Origin of the sequence: Alloscardovia macacae, from assembly GCF_002259705.1 — a bacterium.
In the GTDB taxonomy this organism is placed as follows: domain Bacteria; phylum Actinomycetota; class Actinomycetes; order Actinomycetales; family Bifidobacteriaceae; genus Alloscardovia; species Alloscardovia macacae.
The window spans coordinates 379,584-397,392 of the sequence record NZ_MWWT01000005.1 but is presented as its reverse complement, the minus strand read 5'-3'; the positions used below and the strand labels follow the sequence as shown (position 1 = coordinate 397,392).

The following is a 17,809-nucleotide window of genomic DNA, read 5'->3' as shown; positions in this document are numbered from 1 at the left end:
AAACAAAAAATGCGACTTTTCTAGAAGTTCATCGATTTTTCGAGGCCACACAGGCTAAAAAATCCACAGACTTCTAGAAAAGTCGCATTTTTGCGCGCCCGGCAGCTGAGAGCAGCAGTCCAGCCCCGCGCCGAGCAGCCCCGCCCCGCCCCTAAAACACGGTCAGAATCAGCTGCACATTCAGCACGGTGAGCACGCCAGCCACGAGATAGCCCAGCGCCGTATTCCACCGCGCATTCGCATACTTCCCCATAATGGAACGCTTCGACGTAAAGTAAATGAGAGGGAATATGGAGAATGGCAGTGCCAGCGACAGGAACACCTGCGAGTACACGATCATATCATCGAGCGTCTGCTCGTGCCCGTGACTGAGCAGAGCGATGATGACCACTGGCACGAGAGTAATCACACGCGTGCCGAGGCGAATCATCCACTGCGGTACTGAGACGTGCAGGAATCCTTCCAGTACTATCTGCCCCGTGAGCGTGCCCGTAATGGTGGAGTTCTGACCACTGGCCAGCAGCGCCACCGCGAAGAGCGTGGCGAGGAGCTTGCTCGCTATGACGCCCGCGATGGACGGGTCCGCTAGCGCGTTATACATGTCTTTAAAAGCAGTCACATCGCTGGAATGGCCATAGAATATGGCCGCGCCGACCACGAGGAGGAGAGAATTGACCACAAAAGCGATGCTGAGCTGTACGTTCGAATCCCACGTCATAAAGCGCACACCGCGTTCGAGCGAACTCTCGTCAGTCACGTCCACGCGGCGCGTCTGCACGATGGACGAATGCAGATACAGGTTATGCGGCATGACCGTGGCGCCGATGATGCCGAGAGCCAGCGCGAGCATGGTGCGCGCGTCCGTGGCCGAAAGCCCGCTGACCTTATCCGCGCTCGGCACGTAGCCCCACAGCAGAGAGCCCATGTCTGGGCGAGCCAGCAGCACAAGGTAGCCGAAGATGAGCACGATAGTCAGGATGAGGAGCGCCACGATGGCTTCTATCTTACGGAATCCGAGGTGCATCAAGCCGAGGAGTACCACCACGTCCAGCACCGTAATAATGATGCACACGAGCAGTGGAATGCCGAAAAGCAGATGTAGCGCGATGGCCGAGCCGAGCACTTCCGCGAAATCCGTGGCGATGAGCGCCAGCTCGATGATAATAAAGAGAATCCAGCGCGCCCACTTCGGCGCACGGCGAGCGGTATGCTGCGCGAGATCCTGGCGCGTGACCATGCCGAGTTTGCCGCTCATGTGCTGCAGCTGCATGGCCACAAGTGAGGACAGGAGAATGACGCTGAGCAGCGCATATTTATACGTGGCGCCGCCCACCACGCTCGTAATCCAGTTCCCCGGATCCATGTATCCCACCGCCACGAGCGCGCCCGGCCCGAGGAAGGCGAAAAAGTTCCGCCAGAAACTGTCCGTCTGCGGGACGCTGATGCTCTGGTTTACCTCGGACAGGGAGACGCGCTGCGTGCGTTCATCTGTACGTTCGGCCGTACGTTCGCTCATGCTCTTACTCATTCTCATGCTTCCATTCTGCTACGACCGCAGTAAAAGCGGCCGCATACTGCTTCGTCTTCTGCGCTCCCACGCCGTACACCTCGCTAAATTCCGCTTCAGTTAGCGGCTGGCGAGCGGCCATGTCCTGGAGCGTCTTATCCGAGAAGATCATGAACGCCGGGCGTCCCACCTCACGTGCCGCTTCGAGACGTTTCGCGCGCAGGGCGTCGTAGAGGCTTTCTGGATAGTCTGAGGTCAGTTCTTCCGCTCCAGACTTCGCTCGAGCTCCTATCGAGCGCTCCGGACGCTCCCTGTGCTCCCCGCGCGATGCTGCAGCAGCACCGCGTTCCGGCCGCTTGCGTATCTTTATAGGCGCGCGCACGCTAAACTGCTCATATCCGCGCGGTGTCAGCTCCAGGACAGCATACTCGCCGCTGACCTGCAGATACCCCGAGGCCACGAGCACCTGAATGTACTGGCGGATGGTCGCCTCACTCTCCTCACTCATGATGCCATAGGTGGAGACCTCGTCGAAGTGCTTGCTGAGAATATCCGCCGCTGTGCTTCCTTTCAGCACGGCTGCCACCTTTCCCACGCCGACAGAGTATCCGAAACGTTCCTTAATGCGGTACACGCAGGCGAGGATTTTCCGGCTTTCGAGCGAGATGTCGATGCGCTCGCCCTCGTCGAGGCAGTTCGAGCAGTCACCGCAGTCTTCGCGCGTTTCCTCGCCGAAGTATTCGAGGATGCAGCGGCGCAGGCAGCCAGCCGTCTGCGTGTAGCGCAGCATGGCATCGAGTTTGCTGGCAGCGAGAGGGTCGTTCTCCATGGAGATGCGCCGTTTCGCGTCCACCACGTCCGCGCCACTGTAAAAGAGCGTGCACCGGCTTTTCTGGCCGTCTCGCCCCGCGCGCCCCGCCTCCTGATAGTACGCTTCGAGACTGTCCGAGATGCCATAATGGATGACCTGCCTCACGTCCGGCTTATCGATGCCCATACCGAAAGCATTCGTGGCCACCATAACGTCCACCTCCCCGTACTGGAAGGCGTCCTGAATGCGGCTGCGTTCGTCCGGCTCGAGTCCCGCGTGGTAAAAGTCTGCATTATATCCGGCTTTCTGCAGTTTCGCGGCCACGCTTTCGACCGCGCGTCGCGTGCGGCAGTAGATGATGGTCGGCTCGGGGTTCGGCCCGAGAAGCTCTTTTATTCTGGCCAATTTTTCCGCCCCACTACGCGGTTCCTCCACAGCGAAGTAGAGATTTGGACGGTCGAAGCTTAAGACCACTTCCCCATGGTTCGCGCTCATATTCAGCTGCTGGACGATGTCCTTCTGCACTTCTTTCGTGGCTGTCCCCGTAAAGGCGGCTATGCGCGGACGGTAGCCGATGCGAGCGCTGAGGGCCTCGATGAAGCCGAGGATAGAGCGGTACGCTGGGCGGAAATCATGCCCCCAGCTGGAGATACAGTGCGCCTCATCCACAGAGATAAAGCTCACCGGAAAACTGGCGATAAAGTCCAGAAAGTCCGCGTTCGTGAGGCGTTCGGGAGCCACGTAGAGAATGCGGGTAGCCCCTGCGCGAAGGCTCTGGTAAATGGCACGCACCTCATCCTCAGCCAGGGTGCTGTTCAGAAAGCTCGCCTGGATGCCATTTCCGCGCAGCGAATCCACCTGATCTTTCATCAAGGAGATGAGAGGCGAGATGACGAGCGTGATACCAGGAAGCATAAGCGCTGGAATCTGGTAGCACAGAGACTTTCCTGCGGATGTGGGCATGATGGCCAGAACGTCGCGGCCCTCGATAATGGTGTCGATAATCTCTGCCTGTCCCTGGCGAAAGCTCGTGTACCCATACACGTCTTTGAGTATCTGCTCTTTGGCCTGCATACTGCTCTCCATCTCCATCCGCCTATTTCGCCCCTCTATCATAGCGCTGTGGATGACGTCTGTACGAGTACACTAAGCACTATGGAGAAATGCACCATCCGCACCCACGTCCTCACCGCGCTCACAGAACAGGACAGGACGACAAAAGCCCGACTCGACGCTCTCCTCCTGGCCGACCTCACCGCCACGGACGAGTACCAGAGCGCCTGCACTCTCGCCACCTACATGGCTCTGCCACACGAGTTCGACACGAGTCTGGTCATCCGCCGCGCACTCGCCGATGGTAAGCGCGTGCTCATCCCCCGCACGAGAAAAACGGACCGAAGCATGCAGATGTGCGCGTATGATCCTGAGAATCTTACGCGCACATCCTTCGGCCTTCTCGAGCCCTCACTCGATGCTCCGGCCGTCCCACTGAACGAGATAGACCTTATCCACGTCCCCGCAGTAGCAGTAAATACAGGAGGCTACCGCATAGGCTATGGCGCGGGCTACTACGACCGCTTCCTCGCCTCGTATACAGGCTCCACTCTCATCACGGCATACCGAGATATTCAGCTCGTAGAGTTCTCCCCGGAGGACTTCGATGTGCCAGCGATGCGGTTACTGATGCGCTGATCGAAGAATTGACCTACAAAAACGCCGAGAGCACACAGCGCCATGGTCACACACGCCCAGATGAGCGGACCCTCCCAGTACCCAGCCCAGTGCCAGTACTGCGGACCGTGCAGCGCCAGACGCAGATAATCCGTCACCCCCACGTTCAGCAGGAACAGCACGCCCACAGCCGGAACCGCGCACCAGCGGTATCGCTCAGCGAAGCACATACGCCCCACGAGGAATCCCGTCACCGCTCCCAGCGCGGGCAGAGCCGTACTAAAGAAGAGCACGACGAATACGAACGGATCCTGACCGGACGTCCAGTACAGAATCACTCCCAGCACCGAGACCCCGACCCACGGGCCCACCACAGCAGCAGTCCGGTCTTTCACGCGCACCGAGCGCACGGCCAGGCCTATAAGCAGACCCACGGCACCCGCGATGAGCCCTATGAAGAACGTAAAACCGTACTCCGTGGCGGACCATTCGCGATACACGATGTACCAGTATAATTCATGCACAGCAGTGAGAATAAGCGCCATCAGCGCACCCATCACAGCCGGTTCGAGAAGATTCCACACTCCCCAGTAGTTCTCCAAGCCCGTCATCACGCCGTAAATGAGCGCCACACCCGGATAGAGCATGTAGATGATGAGCATGCCGGAACCCAAACCATCCGTCGGCCACACGTACATGGTGATGGCGCCGATCAGCAGAATTCCTATGAAGCTTCCTATAATCCCCATATGCGCGCGGGGAGTCTTCGCCGCAGCCACGTGGCGGCGAATGCGCGGGGCACTTACTGCGTTACCCATGGCAGTCCTTCCTCGATGAAAGAAAATTCGCGCGCCACCCGCTCGAATGCGGCCAGCACGCGAATAACGTGACTATAATTATACTCTTTTACAGGTACGAAATCAAAAGCCCGAGGATAATGATGGCATAGTACACGATAAAGAGCCATTTCCAGCGCACGCACACCGCCACAAACTCGCGGATAAACGCCGACGGAATATAGTAGCGTGCCGTCGTGCAGCCCAGCCCGTCTCCCTTCATACCCACGCTGCGCGCGTAGGCACTCGTACGAAAGACGTGATATCCGTTCGTGACGAACAGAAAGCGCGGGTTTTCCACGAGTTTTTCTCCCAATTCTTTCGAATACAGGAGATTCTCTCGCGTAGTCGTGGACCTCTCTTCCAGAAGAATAGCGTCGTGGGGAATGACCGTGTGCTCATAGAGAAAATTCGCTATAGCACGCGCTTCCGAGACCTTCTCATCCGCACCCTGACCACCGCTGGCTATAATACGCATCCCAGGCCGCCACGCCTGAACAGCCTTCTCGATACGGCGCTGCAGAAGCGGAGTCACGCGCTCGCCGCCGAGCAAGCCGGCGCCATGGATGATGATGAAATCATAGTGCTTGCGCTTCGGAATGAACGCATACAGGATGGAATAGAGCATAAAAGCCAGAAATGCGAAACCGAAGATGAGGTAGGACGAGAACGCGAGAATGGACAGAGAATTCAGCAGCGGACTCTGTGCCACCGCATTCGCCCGACTCGTCATCCGCACGTAGGCGAGCGCGTAGAAGGCGATGATGATGAGGCCGAGCGCACCGGACAGCACGTTTGCTTTTGAGAAGCCTTCGCGGCGCAGCAGCACGATGCCGTTATAGATGAGAAAGAAGCCACTGAGGAAGACGAGGAGCGGGCCACCTATGAAGGCCGCGACGAACAGCGTCGTATACGTGGCCTCAAAACCATTCTCCGAGGCGAGCGAGGCGATGGACAGGTAGCCAAAGAAGACCTACACCATAAAGAGGAGTGGATTCAAGAGGCTGCGGTTATCTCGCCACATGCTGAAGGCGCAGGTGATGATGAGAACGAGGGTGATGGTGTAGAGGGAGACGGCGGAAAACATGGAGGTCCTTACTAGTGGCGCGGTGGAGGTCTAGTGTGGTGGAGGTCGAGCGTGGTCTAGTGTGGGCTAGCGTGATCTATAGCTAATCTAACGGCGCAGGAACTGAGCGTCGTGATCTTCAGGCATGTCCAGAGGCGTAAAACGGTCCACATGCATGTGCAGGTCATACTTCTCGCGAAGCTCAGCCAGCTGAGCCATCATAGGTGAGGCGTGGTGAGCGTCTAGAGACTCCTGGTCGCGCCACTGGTCGATGAGCAGGACGGTTTCTGGGTCGGCGAGAGACTGGTAGTAATCATAGCGTTCATTCCCCTCTTCGGCACGAATAGCTGCGGCGATGCCGGAGGATTCCATCTCCTCGACGAACTTGCGGGCGCTGCCGTTCGAGCCGGTGTACTGGAGGTTTACGGTGAGGGACATGGGGCGGGCCTTTCTGGGGTGAGCGACGAAAAGATATATACCTTCTATACTACAGAAAGGCGTATCCCCCTACCCCCGCCGCCCGCGCCGCATAAACGCGCGAAGGGCGTTCTCCTGCGCGTCCTCCTGCGTAGAATAGCCCACGCAGAAGAGTTCTCCGCTTTCGTATTCCGCGAGGAAGACCTGGCGTGGGCGCTTAAAGCCCTGCGTTTTGAGTTCCGCACGCAGCCACTGCTCGTCACGCCCTATGATGTCGAGGATATCGTGGTGGATCTGCCCGTCCGTAATGACTGGGAAGCGTGGGGTCTGCTCACCACGCCGCACGATGATGAATTCGCCATTCTGCTCCACGATAACGCGACGCACGTCGAGGACCGAGTAAATCTTCTCGGCGCGTAGTCTAAACGACAGCTCATTCGCAGACAGTCCCGCGCGGCGGCAGTTGCGTATGTCTATCTTCCCGTCGCGAATCACGGTCAGCGCTCGACCGTCCACGAGGTGCTTCACGATTACTGAGCGTCGCTTGAGCACGCGCAAGCCTAGCACGAGTGCCAGCCAGATGGCCAGGATGATAATGAAGGCTTCCACATGAATGTCATCGTTATAGATGACGCCACCGATGATGCCACCGAGTACGTAGTTCTGTATCTGGTCACTCGCGGATTTCGGCGCGAGATTCCCCTTACCCGTGACGTTTATCACGATGATGAGTCCTATGAAGCCTACCAGAAGCTTCACGGCCACGAGTGTCATTCCGGTCATGCGCGTACTCCCCTCAGTCATGTGCCCTCTACGGAAGTTCCTCACTAGTATACCGTCACGCGCCGTCAGCGCCGGCTTTCTTCACCGCCTCCGACCGGCCCAGATCCCACGACACGACCCCACCACCCAGACGACCACACCCTCCGCTAGACTCAAAACTACTCGGGAGCCACAGCGTGGCTGAGAGGGAGCACGGAGCTCCGACCGTACTTGATCTGGGTAATGCCAGCGTAAGGAAAGGAAGTAGTATATGCTGGGCGTATATCTTGATACTCTACGTCAGAGGTCAGCGTTAGTTCATAACATCACGAATAATGTCACGGTGAATGACGTGGCGAACATGGTTCTCGCGTGCGGCGCGAGTCCTATCATGTCGGACGGCCCTGAGGACGTTTATGACATCACGTCCATCTGCAGCGGTCTGAATATAAACATCGGTACGCTGAATTCCATCACCGTCGAGGCCATGTCCATCGCGGGCCGCCGTTCGGCTGAGCTCGGCCACCCTACCCTGCTTGACCCGGTGGGCGCGGGTGCGAGCCGGTACCGCGATGAGGTGTGCGCGCGTCTGCTCAGCGAAATTCCGTTCGACGTCATCCGCGGGAACGTTTCGGAGATTAAGTCGCTCGCTGGGACCGGCGGAACGACGAAGGGCGTGGATGCAGATGCCGCGGATGCTGTGACCGATCAGAACCTCGAGTCCATGGTCACGTTCGCGAAGAGTTTTGCGGCCGCGCACAGCTGCGTGGTGGCCATTACGGGCGCCATCGACCTCGTAGCCGACGCGGATACGTGTTACGTCATCCGAAACGGCCGCGCCGAGATGAGCCGCATCACCGGTACGGGCTGTCAGCTGTCCGGCCTGCTGGCATCCTTCATTTCTGCCAATTCTTCCTCTATCTTAGAGGCCACTGCAGCGGCCGTGTGCGCTATGGGAGTAGCTGGTGAGATAGGCTGGACCTTCATGCAGCCGGGTGATGGGAATGCCACCTACCGAAACCGCATCATCGATGCCATGTATCACATGACTGGTGAACAGCTGGACGAATGGGCGAAGTATGAGATTCTCTAAGGAAGATCTGCTGCTCTACGCAGTCACTGACCGGCACTGGCTGAACGGCGCGCGTCTCGAAGACCATGTCCAGCAGGCTCTCGAGGCGGGAGTCACCTGCGTGCAGCTGAGAGAAAAAGACCTCGATGAGGAGAGCTTCGAGAAGGAAGCGCGCATCCTGAAAGATCTGTGCGCTCGCTATGACGTGCCCTTCCTCATCGATGATAACGTCGCGCTCGCGCATAAGGTGGGCGCTGATGGCGTGCACGTGGGTCAGAGTGATATGGAAGCGGGACACGTGCGCGAGATTCTCGGGCCAGAGAAGATTCTGGGCGTATCAGTCCAGACTGTCCAGCAAGCACTGCTGGCTCAGGAGTGCGGTGCAGACTACATCGGCGTGGGAGCAGTCTTCCCTACCGGCTCGAAGGCAGATGCCACGGAGGTGACGCACGAGACTCTCACGGAGATTTGCGCTGCGGTGGATATCCCTGTGGTGGCCATCGGCGGGATTAGCTCGGAGAACGTCGAGCAGCTGAAAGGCTCTGGGATAGCAGGCATAGCTGTCATCAGCGCCATCTTCGCAGCTCCGGACATTCCCGTAGCCACACGCGAGCTCAGAGAAAAACTCTCGTGACCATCCGCGCAGCCATTTTCGACTTCGACGGCACCCTCTTCGACTCGATGCCCATCTGGGAGAACCTGAGTAGCAGCTATCTGCTCTCCCTCGGCATCACGCCACACGCAGACCTTGAGGATGCAGTGGTGACCATGAGTCTCGAGGATGCCGCACGGTACTTCCGCAGTGAGTATGGAGTGACGAAAAGCGTGGACGAGATTCTCGCAGACATCCACGAGCGCATCGACCACGCGTATCGCTGTGAGGTTCTCCCGAAGCCAGGCATCCCTGAGTTTCTCGAGAGCCTCGCCCTCCAGGGTGTGCGCATGGGCATAGCCACAGCCACGGATCGGAAGTTCATCGAGCTCGCTCTCGAGCGCTGCGGTCTCGCCCACTACTTCGCCACTATCGTCACGAGCGCCGATGTGGGGACGAATAAGCGCGAGCCAGACATCTACCGCGAAGCTCTCCGCCGTCTGAACGCCAAAAGAAACGAGACCCTCGTCTTCGAGGATGCTCTCCACGCCGCCCAGACCGCTACGCGAGATGGCTTCACCGTGGTCGGCGTACCAGATACATCCGAGCCGAATCAGGCTGCGCTGAAAGATATCAGCACATATTACGTAGAAGAGAATAGATATGAAGACTGCATTAACCATAGCGGGTAGTGATTCCAGCGGAGGCGCTGGCATTCAGGCAGACATCAAAGCGATGACTATGAATGGTGTCTATGCCATGAGTGCACTCACTGCTCTGACAGCGCAGAACACACTCGGTGTCACAGACATTATGGATGTGACACCTGAGTTCCTCGCAGCCCAGATAGACAGCGTCTTTACAGATATCCGTCCCGATGCTGTGAAGATAGGCATGGTCTCCTCCGAGGAGCTCATAGGAGTGATAGCGGGAAAATTGGCAGAATATGAAGCGCAAAACGTCGTGGTCGATCCCGTCATGGTCGCCACGAGCGGTGCGAAGCTACTCGCGGACGGCGCCATTCACGCGCTGACGAGCCAGCTGCTGCCGCTGGCCAGCGTCATCACGCCGAATATACCGGAAGCGGAAGTCCTCGCGGGGCGCAGCATTCGCACGAGCGAGGAGATGGTGGACGCCGCGCGGAACATCGCCGAAAGGCTCGGCTGCGCGGTCCTGTGCAAAGGCGGACATAGCGTGAACGATGCGAATGACGTCCTCGTCAGCCCAGACGGAACCGTCACGTGGTTCGAGGGCGAGCGCATCGCAAACCCGAACACGCACGGAACGGGCTGCACGCTCTCGAGCGCCATCGCCGCGAATCTCGCGAAAGGCTACAGTCTGACCGAGGCCATCCGTCGCGCCAAAGCATACATCTCCGGAGCCCTGTCCGCCATGCTCGACCTCGGGCACGGTAGCGGGCCGATGAATCACGCATTCGCGCTCACGGGCGAGTACGCGAAAGAAGCATAAACGCACACGACACAAAGGACTACACATGACATTTATGACAGACGTCCACGCGCTGACGGCGGACATATGGGAGGACAGCTCGCGCGTGAGTTTCCTCACGGACATGGGCGAAGGCCGGCTCGACAAGGAGCGCTTCTGCAGCTACATCATCCAGGACAGCCTCTATCTGCGCGATTATGCGCGCGCGTACGCGTACGGGCTCATAGCCAGCGAGACGCTCGCGGATATGCAGATCTTCGGGGCGGGAATCGGTGCGATTAACGACGTGGAGAATACCACTCGACTGGATTATCTCGCTGACTTCGGCCTGACGGATGCGGATGTAGAGAAGCGCGCGAAGCTGCCGGAATGCGCAGCGTATACTGAGTTTTTGCTGGAGGTGGCGTCGGAAGCTGCGTCGGATGCTTCGTCGGATGCTGCGAGCGCGGACGCCTCGGGGGCTGACGCGACGGACGCCTCCACGACCGGAGTGCCGGAAATTCTCGCCGCGGTCATGCCATGCGCGGCCGGCTACTATGCCGTCTTCCAGAAGGTTCTCGAACGCTATCCTGCTGTGCTGGACTCGTACTATGGGCCGCTCGTGGCGGACTATACGTCACAGAAGTATGGGGACATCTGCCGCGTGTGGAGCGAGCTTACCGACCGCGTGTGCGCTGGGCTTCCTGAGGAGCGGCTCGCGCGACTGCGGGAGATTTACCGTCAGGGGTCGCTCCATGAGCTGTACTTCTGGCAGATGGCCAGCCGCGGGGAGTAAGTCCGCGGGATCTCGCGAAAAGAAGGATTTAGCGGGGACACGCACGATGATGTGCTCGTCCCCGCTAAAAATTACTTTTCTGCGTCTCCGCGATCAGTACTCGTCCGGATACTGCTGAGGCGACTGCCCCGTCCACATAATCATCTGCACTTTCGCTGGATCCCCGCTAAAACGCTCCCCGCTTACCTTGCAAGTAAAGCGCCACTCCGCTCCGAAGTCGAAGAGCATGAGGAACGTATCGTTCAGCTGGAGACCTTCGAGACTCACCTCCTGAGTAGCAGGGCCGAGACCCTTCAGCCCTTCCCCGTGCATCGCCTGAGTAAAGTAAGCATTCTTGCTCCATGGCTGACCGTCCATAAAGAAAGCGTGCGCATGGTCATTCTCAAAGTCGTATCCCCACAGAATAATATCGGCGAGCTGCGCGAGACTCGCAGATTTCGGCACGCTGATGAAACGCGTGACCGTCCGCCCCTGCCCCTTCCACATCACGTAAATCTCCCAGCTATTCTTCGGAAGCTGGGATCTCTTCGCGAACTCTACGCCCGCATTCTTCAGACGCGTGATAGTCCCCTGCCCGATGCCCTGGAGATTCAGAAGATCCGTACGCGTGGCCTTCTGAAGATCTTCGAGAGTGCGGAAGCCGTAATCATAGAGCAGTCTCGCTTGAGGTTTCACGAGCGCTGCGAACGCTGGGTAGGTGGCGAGAGTTTGCTCGAAGAGACGCTCGTCTTCTGCTTTCTGAGCAGCCTGAAGATCCATTTCTTCCTTCCTTTTCGCGTTTGCTTTCTTCAGTTCAGCGTGCAATTCTCGCATTTCTTCGGGAGTCATCTCGTCAAACGGAATCTCTTTACCAGTGAGCATATGTTCAGCTAATTCCTCTATAGTCATGCGGGTCATATTCGTACTGTCCTCTTTTACTTATTCCTGATTACTCATTCTCGTCGAACAGCTCGTCGAGGAGAGTGTCATCGTACTCCGGATACTGCACCGGCGCATCCCCCAAAGAGGATATCAGCTCTACGTCTGGTTTCCTTCCCGAGTACTGACTGCGCCGTACCACTACATCAAATATCCACTCATCCTCGAAGTCGAACAGCAGAGTAAACTTCTGCTTCACTCTCAAGGTCTCCAGGGTAATGTCCGCAGAGGTCGGATTAGCTTTCTTCTGTTTTCGCGACTTTTTTCCTGACTTCTTCCTCGCACTCTTGCCCTGCTGAGCAAAGTCCTCCTCGCGCTCGGCATCCTTCGAGTAATACACCGGCCCCTTTTCCGGATCCTCAGTATCCATGAAGAAAGCATGTGGTTGGTCGTCCACAAAGTTAAAAGCAAAGAGAATCTCACTCGCCAGTTCCTCGAGAGTCAAGGACTTCGGGACGCGCAGCACGCGTACAGCACTCGTAGAGGCTGGAGCAGGAGATTTCTGATGCACACGCATAAACTCGCGAATCTCATCCTCCTCGTAGGTCACTTTAATATCCCACGTATTATGCTCGAGACGCGATGTATCCGAGAAGTGTACTCCGGCTTTCTTCAGCTTCTCCACAGTGGTCTTTCCCACTCCATCGAGTGCGAGAACGTCCTGCTCCGTGGCCTTCTCGAAGTCATCTTTCGCGATGAGACCGAACTCATAGAGGATACGCGCTTGCTTGCTTGGGACTGCCTGAAGAAGCGGGCTTTCGGATAGTGCCTGCTCGTACTCAGCATCTTCCGCAGCAAATACATCGTTCAGAATGTCGAGAAGAACGTTAAACTCCTGCCTCAGCACTCCCATCTGAACGAGCTTGAGAGCCATGAGACGATAGAGATCCTCAGCATTCTGCGTATCGACACGTGTATGTGCATGCAGATACCGTATATATTCGTCCTTTTTCATGGAGTATTCATCATCGCGGAGGATACTCATATCCTGCCCAGCTAGTGGCCCTTGCAGCATATCGGGCATATCCGCCATACTGATAGCACTCTCCACGCCGTGCATCATCTCTTCAGGAGTGATACGATCGACAGCATCTGCGATAGCATCCATCTGCTCGAGTGACATGTGCGTCATACTGCTCCTCCTTATAACCTGCTCCCACCAGACCTACCAGGCTCGCCCAGCTCATTGATCGCTACGCCCGGCCCATACCCCGGCCGCCGCGGCATCCAGCCCGATTCATTCGCCACCCAGATCCCCTCCTCGAGGTCAGGAGTACCGAAAGTCTCGCTCTTCACACGGCACCTAAAATGCCATTCGTCTGCGAAATCAAAAACGAGAAGGAACTCCTGCCCTTCTTTCAGCACAGTCAGCGGCGTATCTTCCGTCGTTCCCACACCCGTAAAGCCCTGTTCGCTCAAAATTCCTGGATAGTATGCAGCTGCGGGACTCCATGCCTGTCCATCGAGGAAGAAGGCATGCGGAGCGTTATTTTCATACCCGAGAGACTGGATAGCCGCGTTCGCCAGCTCGAAGAAGTTCAGTTCCTTCGGCGCATGAAGGAGACGCGATGCGCGGTAATGCCGAACATGGCCGTACCGCGCGAGATTCCGAGCAGTCATCGGTGCGGCGAGCTCCGCCTGCTCACGCGCTATCGGCGAGTCGTCGATAAACGAGTCATATGCTACCTCGATGAGCCACGAGTTTTTCTCGAGCGTCGTAACGTCCGCGAACTGAATGCCCGCGTTTTCTACATCCCGCACCGTACTCGCGCCGATTTTCGGCAGCGCGAGCAGGTCCGCTTTCGTTATCTGTCCGAATGCATAGTCCGAGGTCAGTCCGAAGTTATAGAGCATCCGCGCTTTATCCGGACGTATGGCGCTGAGAGCATCGCTCATGCTGATGGCCAGGTCGCGCTTATCCTCGATACTGCGTAGCTTTCTATCCATGAGCTCACGCGCCGCTTCATACGTGCGCTGTGCGACCTCGAGCTGCATGCGCGTCGTCGCGAGAATATGGTGAGCCTGGCGCATGGAGACGTCGTCGAGCGTCATGCCGTCAGGCAGCAGGCCATCTGAAGAGGGGTCGTTCATAAAGGCCAATTCTACCATGCCCTCCGCAGCTCACACACCTACCGGTACCCCTCCCAGTGTGGAAGCGGGAAAAGTATATCCTCATACTTGCCCCAGTACTCGAGGAAGTCTATCCCCTCTTCCCCCAGCCACCTCGACTCGAGACCTTCCATGGCAGAGCCCACCGCCATGGACAGCACTGCCTTGCTCTCTGGCGTCGCATACTCTGGCGGTAGCTTCCAGGGAACGGCGGAGACGAAAGCACGCAGTCGGCGCCCACGCTGCTCGAAGTAGTCATGGGCCGGATGAGACTCGTCCAGTGCTTCAGCACGAAGTACGAGATACGCACGAGTAAAGAACGGATTCTGCGCGTTATACCGCGCTATCTCTCGGTACCACTCAGGAAGTAAAGCTGGGCTTTTTTCGAGTTCCTCCTCGGAAAGCTCGCGCTTTTTCTTCAGGTATCCATTCGCTTGGTTATCACTATCATCCCCGTCATACTGGGCGAGGACGAGCTCGAGCAGATTCTTCTTCGTCTTCACGTGCTTGAGTACGCCAGCCTGGCTCAGACCCACGTTATCTGCTATCTCCTGGATACTCGTGCCATAGTATCCCTTTTTTCCTATCAGCTCGGTCGTCACGCGCACGATGTCATCGATGCGCTCGTCTCGCTGCATCCGCACTGCCACAGGCATACCTCCTCATCGTCCTGCATTTATTCTAGCGCACGCCCCGCTCCGAGCAGGATTTCCCAGTCGCTTCACACCCGGCGTGTCGCGTATTATGATAAGAACCATCCTTAGTAAGTAAGCACTTACTTACTACGAGACAAGGAAAAATTGACGACAGCTGCACAGAACGCAGCGCCGTCACGAACGAGGAGGTTCTCATGACCGCTACCCCAGCGAAACACCCAGCGCAAGCACAAACACAAACCCAGCCGAAAAACTGGAAGCCGTGGCTCGTCTTTCTCGGCTGCTGTATCTTATCCTTCATCGGATTCGCGTTCATCGTAAATACGATGGGCCTGTATTTCGCGCCACTCGGCGAGGAGCTCGGCGCCACCCGCGCACAGGTAGCATCCGCCGCATCGGTGCTCACGCTCGCGTCCATCCCTACCATTCTCGTGGCCGGAAGCATTATGAAGCGCATCGACTCGCGCATCCTCATCTCCGTGTGTATCGCAGCCTGCTCGGCGCTCTTCTTCGCCCAGTCGCTCTTTACCGAGCTGTGGCAGTTTTACGTCTCCTTCGCGCTCATGGGCGTGGCCTTCGTCATCCCTATAGCCCTCGCTCCGAGCGTTCTTCTGGCGAACTGGTTCGAGAAAAAGCTGGGCCTGGCCATGGGCATAGCCCTCGGCATCAGCGGCCTGGGCGGCATGGTGTTTAACCCGGTCGTCTCCTCGTGGATTACCACGTTCGGCTGGCGCATGTCCTACCGCATCACCGCGCTCATCATCCTCGCCTGCATTCTGCCATTCTCCCTGTTCGTCTTTAAGTACCGTCCGCTCGCTGAGAAGGGCGAGTATGCGTACGGCCATGAGGTCGGTGCGTCCGAGACCGTAAAGAAGGATACCGTTGAACCGACCGAGCCAGAAGGCCTGACTTTGCGTCAGGCTGCGCGTACGAAGTCATTCGCACTGCTCATCCTCGTGTCCGTTCTCCTGCAGTCTGTGGCTGCTCTCGTTCAGCACGTCTCGGGTATGGAGCTGGCTCAGGGCCTCACTCTCGAGCAGGGCTCGCTCGTGGTGTCTGGCATCATGTTTGGCGCGGCCGTGGGTAAGGCCACCATCGGCATTCTGCTCGATAAGATGAAGACGCAGGTGGTTATCGCGCTGTATGCTGCTGTGGGTTTGGCTGGCTGGGCGCTCATGGCGCTGACTACCGTTCCGGCTCTCGCTGCCTGCGCGGGCTTCCTCGCTGGCGTGGGTCAGGGTGTCGTGCTCATCTCGCTGCCATGGATGATTCGCCTATTCTTCGGCGTGAAGGATTACGCTATGATTCTGTCCGTCGTATCCGTGGCAGGAAGCGTCGCGAGTGCCGTGGCGAACACGCTGCACGGCATGGTGTTCGACGCGTTCGGCTCCTATCTGCCGTCGCTCGGCGCGAACGTGGCGTTCTACGTTCTCGCCGCCGCGTGCGCCATCGCCGCGTACATGCTGCGTCCGGCTGCTTCGAAGGAGGCTTAAATGTCTGATCTGGATGATTTCGTCGCGCGCTATGTGGCGGGAGTGCGTGCACAGTATGACGCTGCTGTCAATTCTCCCGCTACCTTACCGGCCGGAGAGAAAACGACCCATCACCTCGCGTGTAGCGATGGCGTGCTGCTCACTACCGATGTCTGGAAGCCTGTGACTACTGCTACAGGCCCTGTGCCTACCATCGTGGCCCGATGCCCGTACCCTATCCAGGAAGGATTATGGGATATGCATGGTGAGGAGCTCACTCGCAGGGGCTACGCTCTCGTGGTCCAGTGGTGTCGCGGTACACACACTTCCGAGGGTGTCTGGGAGCCAAATGTGCACGAGCGCTCCGACGGTGCCGACCTTCTCGCTTGGCTTGAAGAGCAGGACTGGGTGGGCGCCGTGGGCTTGTGGGGTACGTCGTACTTGGCGCTGACCTGCTGGGCGGTGGCAGATATCGTGACCCCGAAAGTGAAGTCTATCTGCGCAAACCACTATGGTACAGACCGCTTCTCCTCCGCCTACGAGAAGGGCGCCTTCCGCCCGGATGTACTCACTGGCTGGGCCATGCAGAATGCCGGTAAGCCTGTGGATGCGGATTATCTCGAGTCTGCAGCGTATCGTCCCCAGATGCGCGTGGACGAAGATCTCTGGGGAGTACACCTCGACTGGTATCGCGAGTGGATCAGCCACCCTCAGCGCGAAGACCCCTACTGGGATGAAGGATTCTGGGGTATGCTCGCGAGGATTCCGTCTCGCGTACGCGTGCCCATGCTCATCCACGAAGGCTGGTTCGACCACCATCTCGGAAGCGCTCTGACGAGCTATGCACGCCTTCCCGAAGAGACGAAGGCGCACTCCTGGCTGAAGATAGGCTGCTGGAATCACTTCTTCGCGAATCCCCTCGAAGGACTCGAGCCCGAGCATCTGGACGCGCGTGAACTTCCTGCTGCTCTCGAATGGTTCGACCTTACTCTCCAGCAGGGAAAGACTCCTGAGCGTCGCGTGGACTACTATGCCATCGGCGAGGACACGTGGCATCGCGCTGAGACGTGGCCTCCTACTGAGGGTACGAGCGAGAGCAGCTGGTATCTCACCGAGGAGGGCTCCCTCGAGGCCAGCGCATCCGAGGGTCAGCTTCACTACACGTACGACCCTGAACATCCTGTGCCGACCCACGGTGGAGAAGCGCTGCTGACAAGTATGGAGGAAATTGGCAGTAAAAAGCAGAAGGAAGCCGGATACCGTGCGGACGTGCTGAGCTTCACGAGCGAAACGCTGACGCGCGACCTGCGCGTGCAGGGAGCGGCGCGGCTCGAACTCGAGATCTCTTCCAGCGCCGAAGACAGCGCCTTCACGGCCACGCTCCTGCAGGTGGATGCGGACGGCACCGTGCGCAACTACCGTTCAAGCATCGCCACTCTCGCCCACGACGCGCCGTACACGCCGGGCGAAAAGCGCACGCTCACGCTCGACTTCTGGGACATCTGCTGGACACTGCCCGCCGGAAGCCGCCTGCGCGTGGACGTCAGCTCGTCGAATTTCCCGGCGTACAGCATTCACACGAACACAGCCGGCCTGTGGAGCGAGCAAGCGCACACCGTACTCGCCGAGCAGACCGTCTACACCGGCGCCTCGCGCGTCATTCTGCCTATATCCTGCCTATAACTCAGTAAAGGAC

General features: G+C 58.1%; 18 protein-coding genes and 1 riboswitch. Of the genes, 8 read left to right on the top strand and 10 right to left on the bottom strand.

The genetic code is table 11. The features are described from left to right. Window positions 1-151: 151 nt before the first annotated feature. Entirely contained in the window at window positions 152-1,534 is a 1,383-nt protein-coding gene (locus ALMA_RS04410) for an Nramp family divalent metal transporter (RefSeq protein WP_244568860.1), read from the bottom strand. Beyond that, window positions 1,521-3,392, bottom strand: coding sequence for a DNA helicase RecQ (gene recQ / locus ALMA_RS04405; RefSeq protein WP_158520656.1), 1,872 nt, complete (start codon window positions 3,390-3,392; stop codon window positions 1,521-1,523). Before recQ ends, ALMA_RS04410 begins: the two co-directional genes overlap by 14 nt. A gap of 81 nt (window positions 3,393-3,473) precedes the next feature. Between recQ and ALMA_RS04400 the strand changes: the two genes are divergently transcribed. Beyond that, window positions 3,474-4,010 (top strand): 5-formyltetrahydrofolate cyclo-ligase, encoded by a 537-nt coding sequence (locus tag ALMA_RS04400; RefSeq protein ID WP_094726519.1) that lies wholly within the window; start codon window positions 3,474-3,476, stop codon window positions 4,008-4,010. On the opposite strand, the gene ALMA_RS04395 is transcribed toward ALMA_RS04400, so the two are convergent. The 4 genes from ALMA_RS04395 to ALMA_RS04380 all read right to left on the bottom strand — a co-directional run bounded on the left by ALMA_RS04395 (window position 3,947) and on the right by ALMA_RS04380 (window position 7,091). Continuing rightward, window positions 3,947-4,807: a hypothetical protein gene (locus ALMA_RS04395; RefSeq protein WP_094726518.1), complete on the bottom strand. Its 861-nt coding sequence runs from the start codon at window positions 4,805-4,807 to the stop codon at window positions 3,947-3,949. The genes ALMA_RS04400 and ALMA_RS04395 overlap by 64 nt on opposite strands. A gap of 88 nt (window positions 4,808-4,895) precedes the next feature. Beyond that, window positions 4,896-5,654, bottom strand: coding sequence for a YdcF family protein (locus ALMA_RS04390; protein ID WP_211278335.1), 759 nt, complete (start codon window positions 5,652-5,654; stop codon window positions 4,896-4,898). A gap of 345 nt (window positions 5,655-5,999) precedes the next feature. Further along, window positions 6,000-6,329 carry a putative quinol monooxygenase gene (locus ALMA_RS04385; RefSeq protein ID WP_094726517.1) on the bottom strand — a complete coding sequence of 110 codons (330 nt, stop codon included), beginning with the start codon at window positions 6,327-6,329 and terminating at the stop codon, window positions 6,000-6,002. Between the two features lie 69 nt (window positions 6,330-6,398). Beyond that, entirely contained in the window at window positions 6,399-7,091 is a 693-nt protein-coding gene (locus tag ALMA_RS04380) for a DUF421 domain-containing protein (RefSeq protein ID WP_094726650.1), read from the bottom strand. Window positions 7,092-7,243: 152 nt separating this feature from the next. Further along, a riboswitch (TPP riboswitch) is annotated at window positions 7,244-7,345 on the top strand. Between ALMA_RS04380 and thiM the strand changes: the two genes are divergently transcribed. From thiM to ALMA_RS04355, 5 genes are all read left to right on the top strand, one after another. Continuing rightward, complete coding sequence (gene thiM, locus ALMA_RS04375) at window positions 7,342-8,163, top strand: hydroxyethylthiazole kinase (RefSeq protein ID WP_094726516.1); 822 nt, start codon at window positions 7,342-7,344, stop codon at window positions 8,161-8,163. It overlaps the preceding riboswitch by 4 nt. Further along, a complete protein-coding gene (thiE, locus tag ALMA_RS04370) occupies window positions 8,150-8,776 on the top strand; it encodes a thiamine phosphate synthase (protein ID WP_094726515.1) in 627 nt (208 codons plus the stop codon). Before thiM ends, thiE begins: the two co-directional genes overlap by 14 nt. Beyond that, entirely contained in the window at window positions 8,773-9,426 is a 654-nt protein-coding gene (locus ALMA_RS04365) for an HAD family hydrolase (RefSeq protein ID WP_094726514.1), read from the top strand. Before thiE ends, ALMA_RS04365 begins: the two co-directional genes overlap by 4 nt. Then, window positions 9,398-10,204, top strand: coding sequence for a bifunctional hydroxymethylpyrimidine kinase/phosphomethylpyrimidine kinase (gene thiD / locus ALMA_RS04360; protein ID WP_094726513.1), 807 nt, complete (start codon window positions 9,398-9,400; stop codon window positions 10,202-10,204). Before ALMA_RS04365 ends, thiD begins: the two co-directional genes overlap by 29 nt. A gap of 25 nt (window positions 10,205-10,229) precedes the next feature. Continuing rightward, on the top strand, window positions 10,230-10,958 hold the full coding sequence (locus ALMA_RS04355; protein WP_094726512.1) for a thiaminase II/PqqC family protein: 729 nt from the start codon (window positions 10,230-10,232) through the stop codon (window positions 10,956-10,958). Window positions 10,959-11,051: 93 nt separating this feature from the next. On the opposite strand, the gene ALMA_RS08195 is transcribed toward ALMA_RS04355, so the two are convergent. Genes ALMA_RS08195 through ALMA_RS04335 form a run of 4 tightly spaced genes read right to left on the bottom strand, consistent with a single transcriptional unit; the run spans window position 11,052 to window position 14,635 of the window. Beyond that, window positions 11,052-11,855 carry an IS1096 element passenger TnpR family protein gene (locus ALMA_RS08195; RefSeq protein ID WP_211278334.1) on the bottom strand — a complete coding sequence of 268 codons (804 nt, stop codon included), beginning with the start codon at window positions 11,853-11,855 and terminating at the stop codon, window positions 11,052-11,054. A gap of 31 nt (window positions 11,856-11,886) precedes the next feature. Next, on the bottom strand, window positions 11,887-13,008 hold the full coding sequence (locus ALMA_RS04345; RefSeq protein ID WP_094726511.1) for an IS1096 element passenger TnpR family protein: 1,122 nt from the start codon (window positions 13,006-13,008) through the stop codon (window positions 11,887-11,889). Window positions 13,009-13,019: 11 nt separating this feature from the next. Further along, a complete protein-coding gene (locus tag ALMA_RS04340) occupies window positions 13,020-13,967 on the bottom strand; it encodes a hypothetical protein (protein WP_094726510.1) in 948 nt (315 codons plus the stop codon). Window positions 13,968-14,005: 38 nt separating this feature from the next. Further along, on the bottom strand, window positions 14,006-14,635 hold the full coding sequence (locus tag ALMA_RS04335) for a TetR/AcrR family transcriptional regulator (protein WP_244568859.1): 630 nt from the start codon (window positions 14,633-14,635) through the stop codon (window positions 14,006-14,008). A 200-nt stretch (window positions 14,636-14,835) separates the two neighbouring features. Between ALMA_RS04335 and ALMA_RS04330 the strand changes: the two genes are divergently transcribed. Both ALMA_RS04330 and ALMA_RS04325 read left to right on the top strand, forming a co-directional pair. Next, complete coding sequence (locus ALMA_RS04330) at window positions 14,836-16,134, top strand: MFS transporter (protein WP_094726509.1); 1,299 nt, start codon at window positions 14,836-14,838, stop codon at window positions 16,132-16,134. After that, window positions 16,135-17,796, top strand: a complete 1,662-nt coding sequence (locus ALMA_RS04325) for a CocE/NonD family hydrolase (protein ID WP_094726508.1) — start codon at window positions 16,135-16,137, stop codon at window positions 17,794-17,796. It begins immediately after the preceding gene. The last annotated feature ends 13 nt before the right edge of the window (window positions 17,797-17,809 follow it).

Coding starts and splice junctions, on each gene's coding strand:
- ALMA_RS04410 (WP_244568860.1), bottom strand. CDS start 1,534: ATGAGAATGAGTAAGAGCATGAGCGAACGTACGGCCGAACGTACAGAT.
- recQ (WP_158520656.1), bottom strand. CDS start 3,392: ATGCAGGCCAAAGAGCAGATACTCAAAGACGTGTATGGGTACACGAGC.
- ALMA_RS04400 (WP_094726519.1), top strand. CDS start 3,474: ATGGAGAAATGCACCATCCGCACCCACGTCCTCACCGCGCTCACAGAA.
- ALMA_RS04395 (WP_094726518.1), bottom strand. CDS start 4,807: ATGGGTAACGCAGTAAGTGCCCCGCGCATTCGCCGCCACGTGGCTGCG.
- ALMA_RS04385 (WP_094726517.1), bottom strand. CDS start 6,329: ATGTCCCTCACCGTAAACCTCCAGTACACCGGCTCGAACGGCAGCGCC.
- ALMA_RS04380 (WP_094726650.1), bottom strand. CDS start 7,091: ATGACCGGAATGACACTCGTGGCCGTGAAGCTTCTGGTAGGCTTCATA.
- thiM (WP_094726516.1), top strand. CDS start 7,342: ATGCTGGGCGTATATCTTGATACTCTACGTCAGAGGTCAGCGTTAGTT.
- thiE (WP_094726515.1), top strand. CDS start 8,150: ATGAGATTCTCTAAGGAAGATCTGCTGCTCTACGCAGTCACTGACCGG.
- thiD (WP_094726513.1), top strand. CDS start 9,398: ATGAAGACTGCATTAACCATAGCGGGTAGTGATTCCAGCGGAGGCGCT.
- ALMA_RS04355 (WP_094726512.1), top strand. CDS start 10,230: ATGACATTTATGACAGACGTCCACGCGCTGACGGCGGACATATGGGAG.
- ALMA_RS08195 (WP_211278334.1), bottom strand. CDS start 11,855: ATGACCCGCATGACTATAGAGGAATTAGCTGAACATATGCTCACTGGT.
- ALMA_RS04345 (WP_094726511.1), bottom strand. CDS start 13,008: ATGACGCACATGTCACTCGAGCAGATGGATGCTATCGCAGATGCTGTC.
- ALMA_RS04340 (WP_094726510.1), bottom strand. CDS start 13,967: ATGAACGACCCCTCTTCAGATGGCCTGCTGCCTGACGGCATGACGCTC.
- ALMA_RS04330 (WP_094726509.1), top strand. CDS start 14,836: ATGACCGCTACCCCAGCGAAACACCCAGCGCAAGCACAAACACAAACC.
- ALMA_RS04325 (WP_094726508.1), top strand. CDS start 16,135: ATGTCTGATCTGGATGATTTCGTCGCGCGCTATGTGGCGGGAGTGCGT.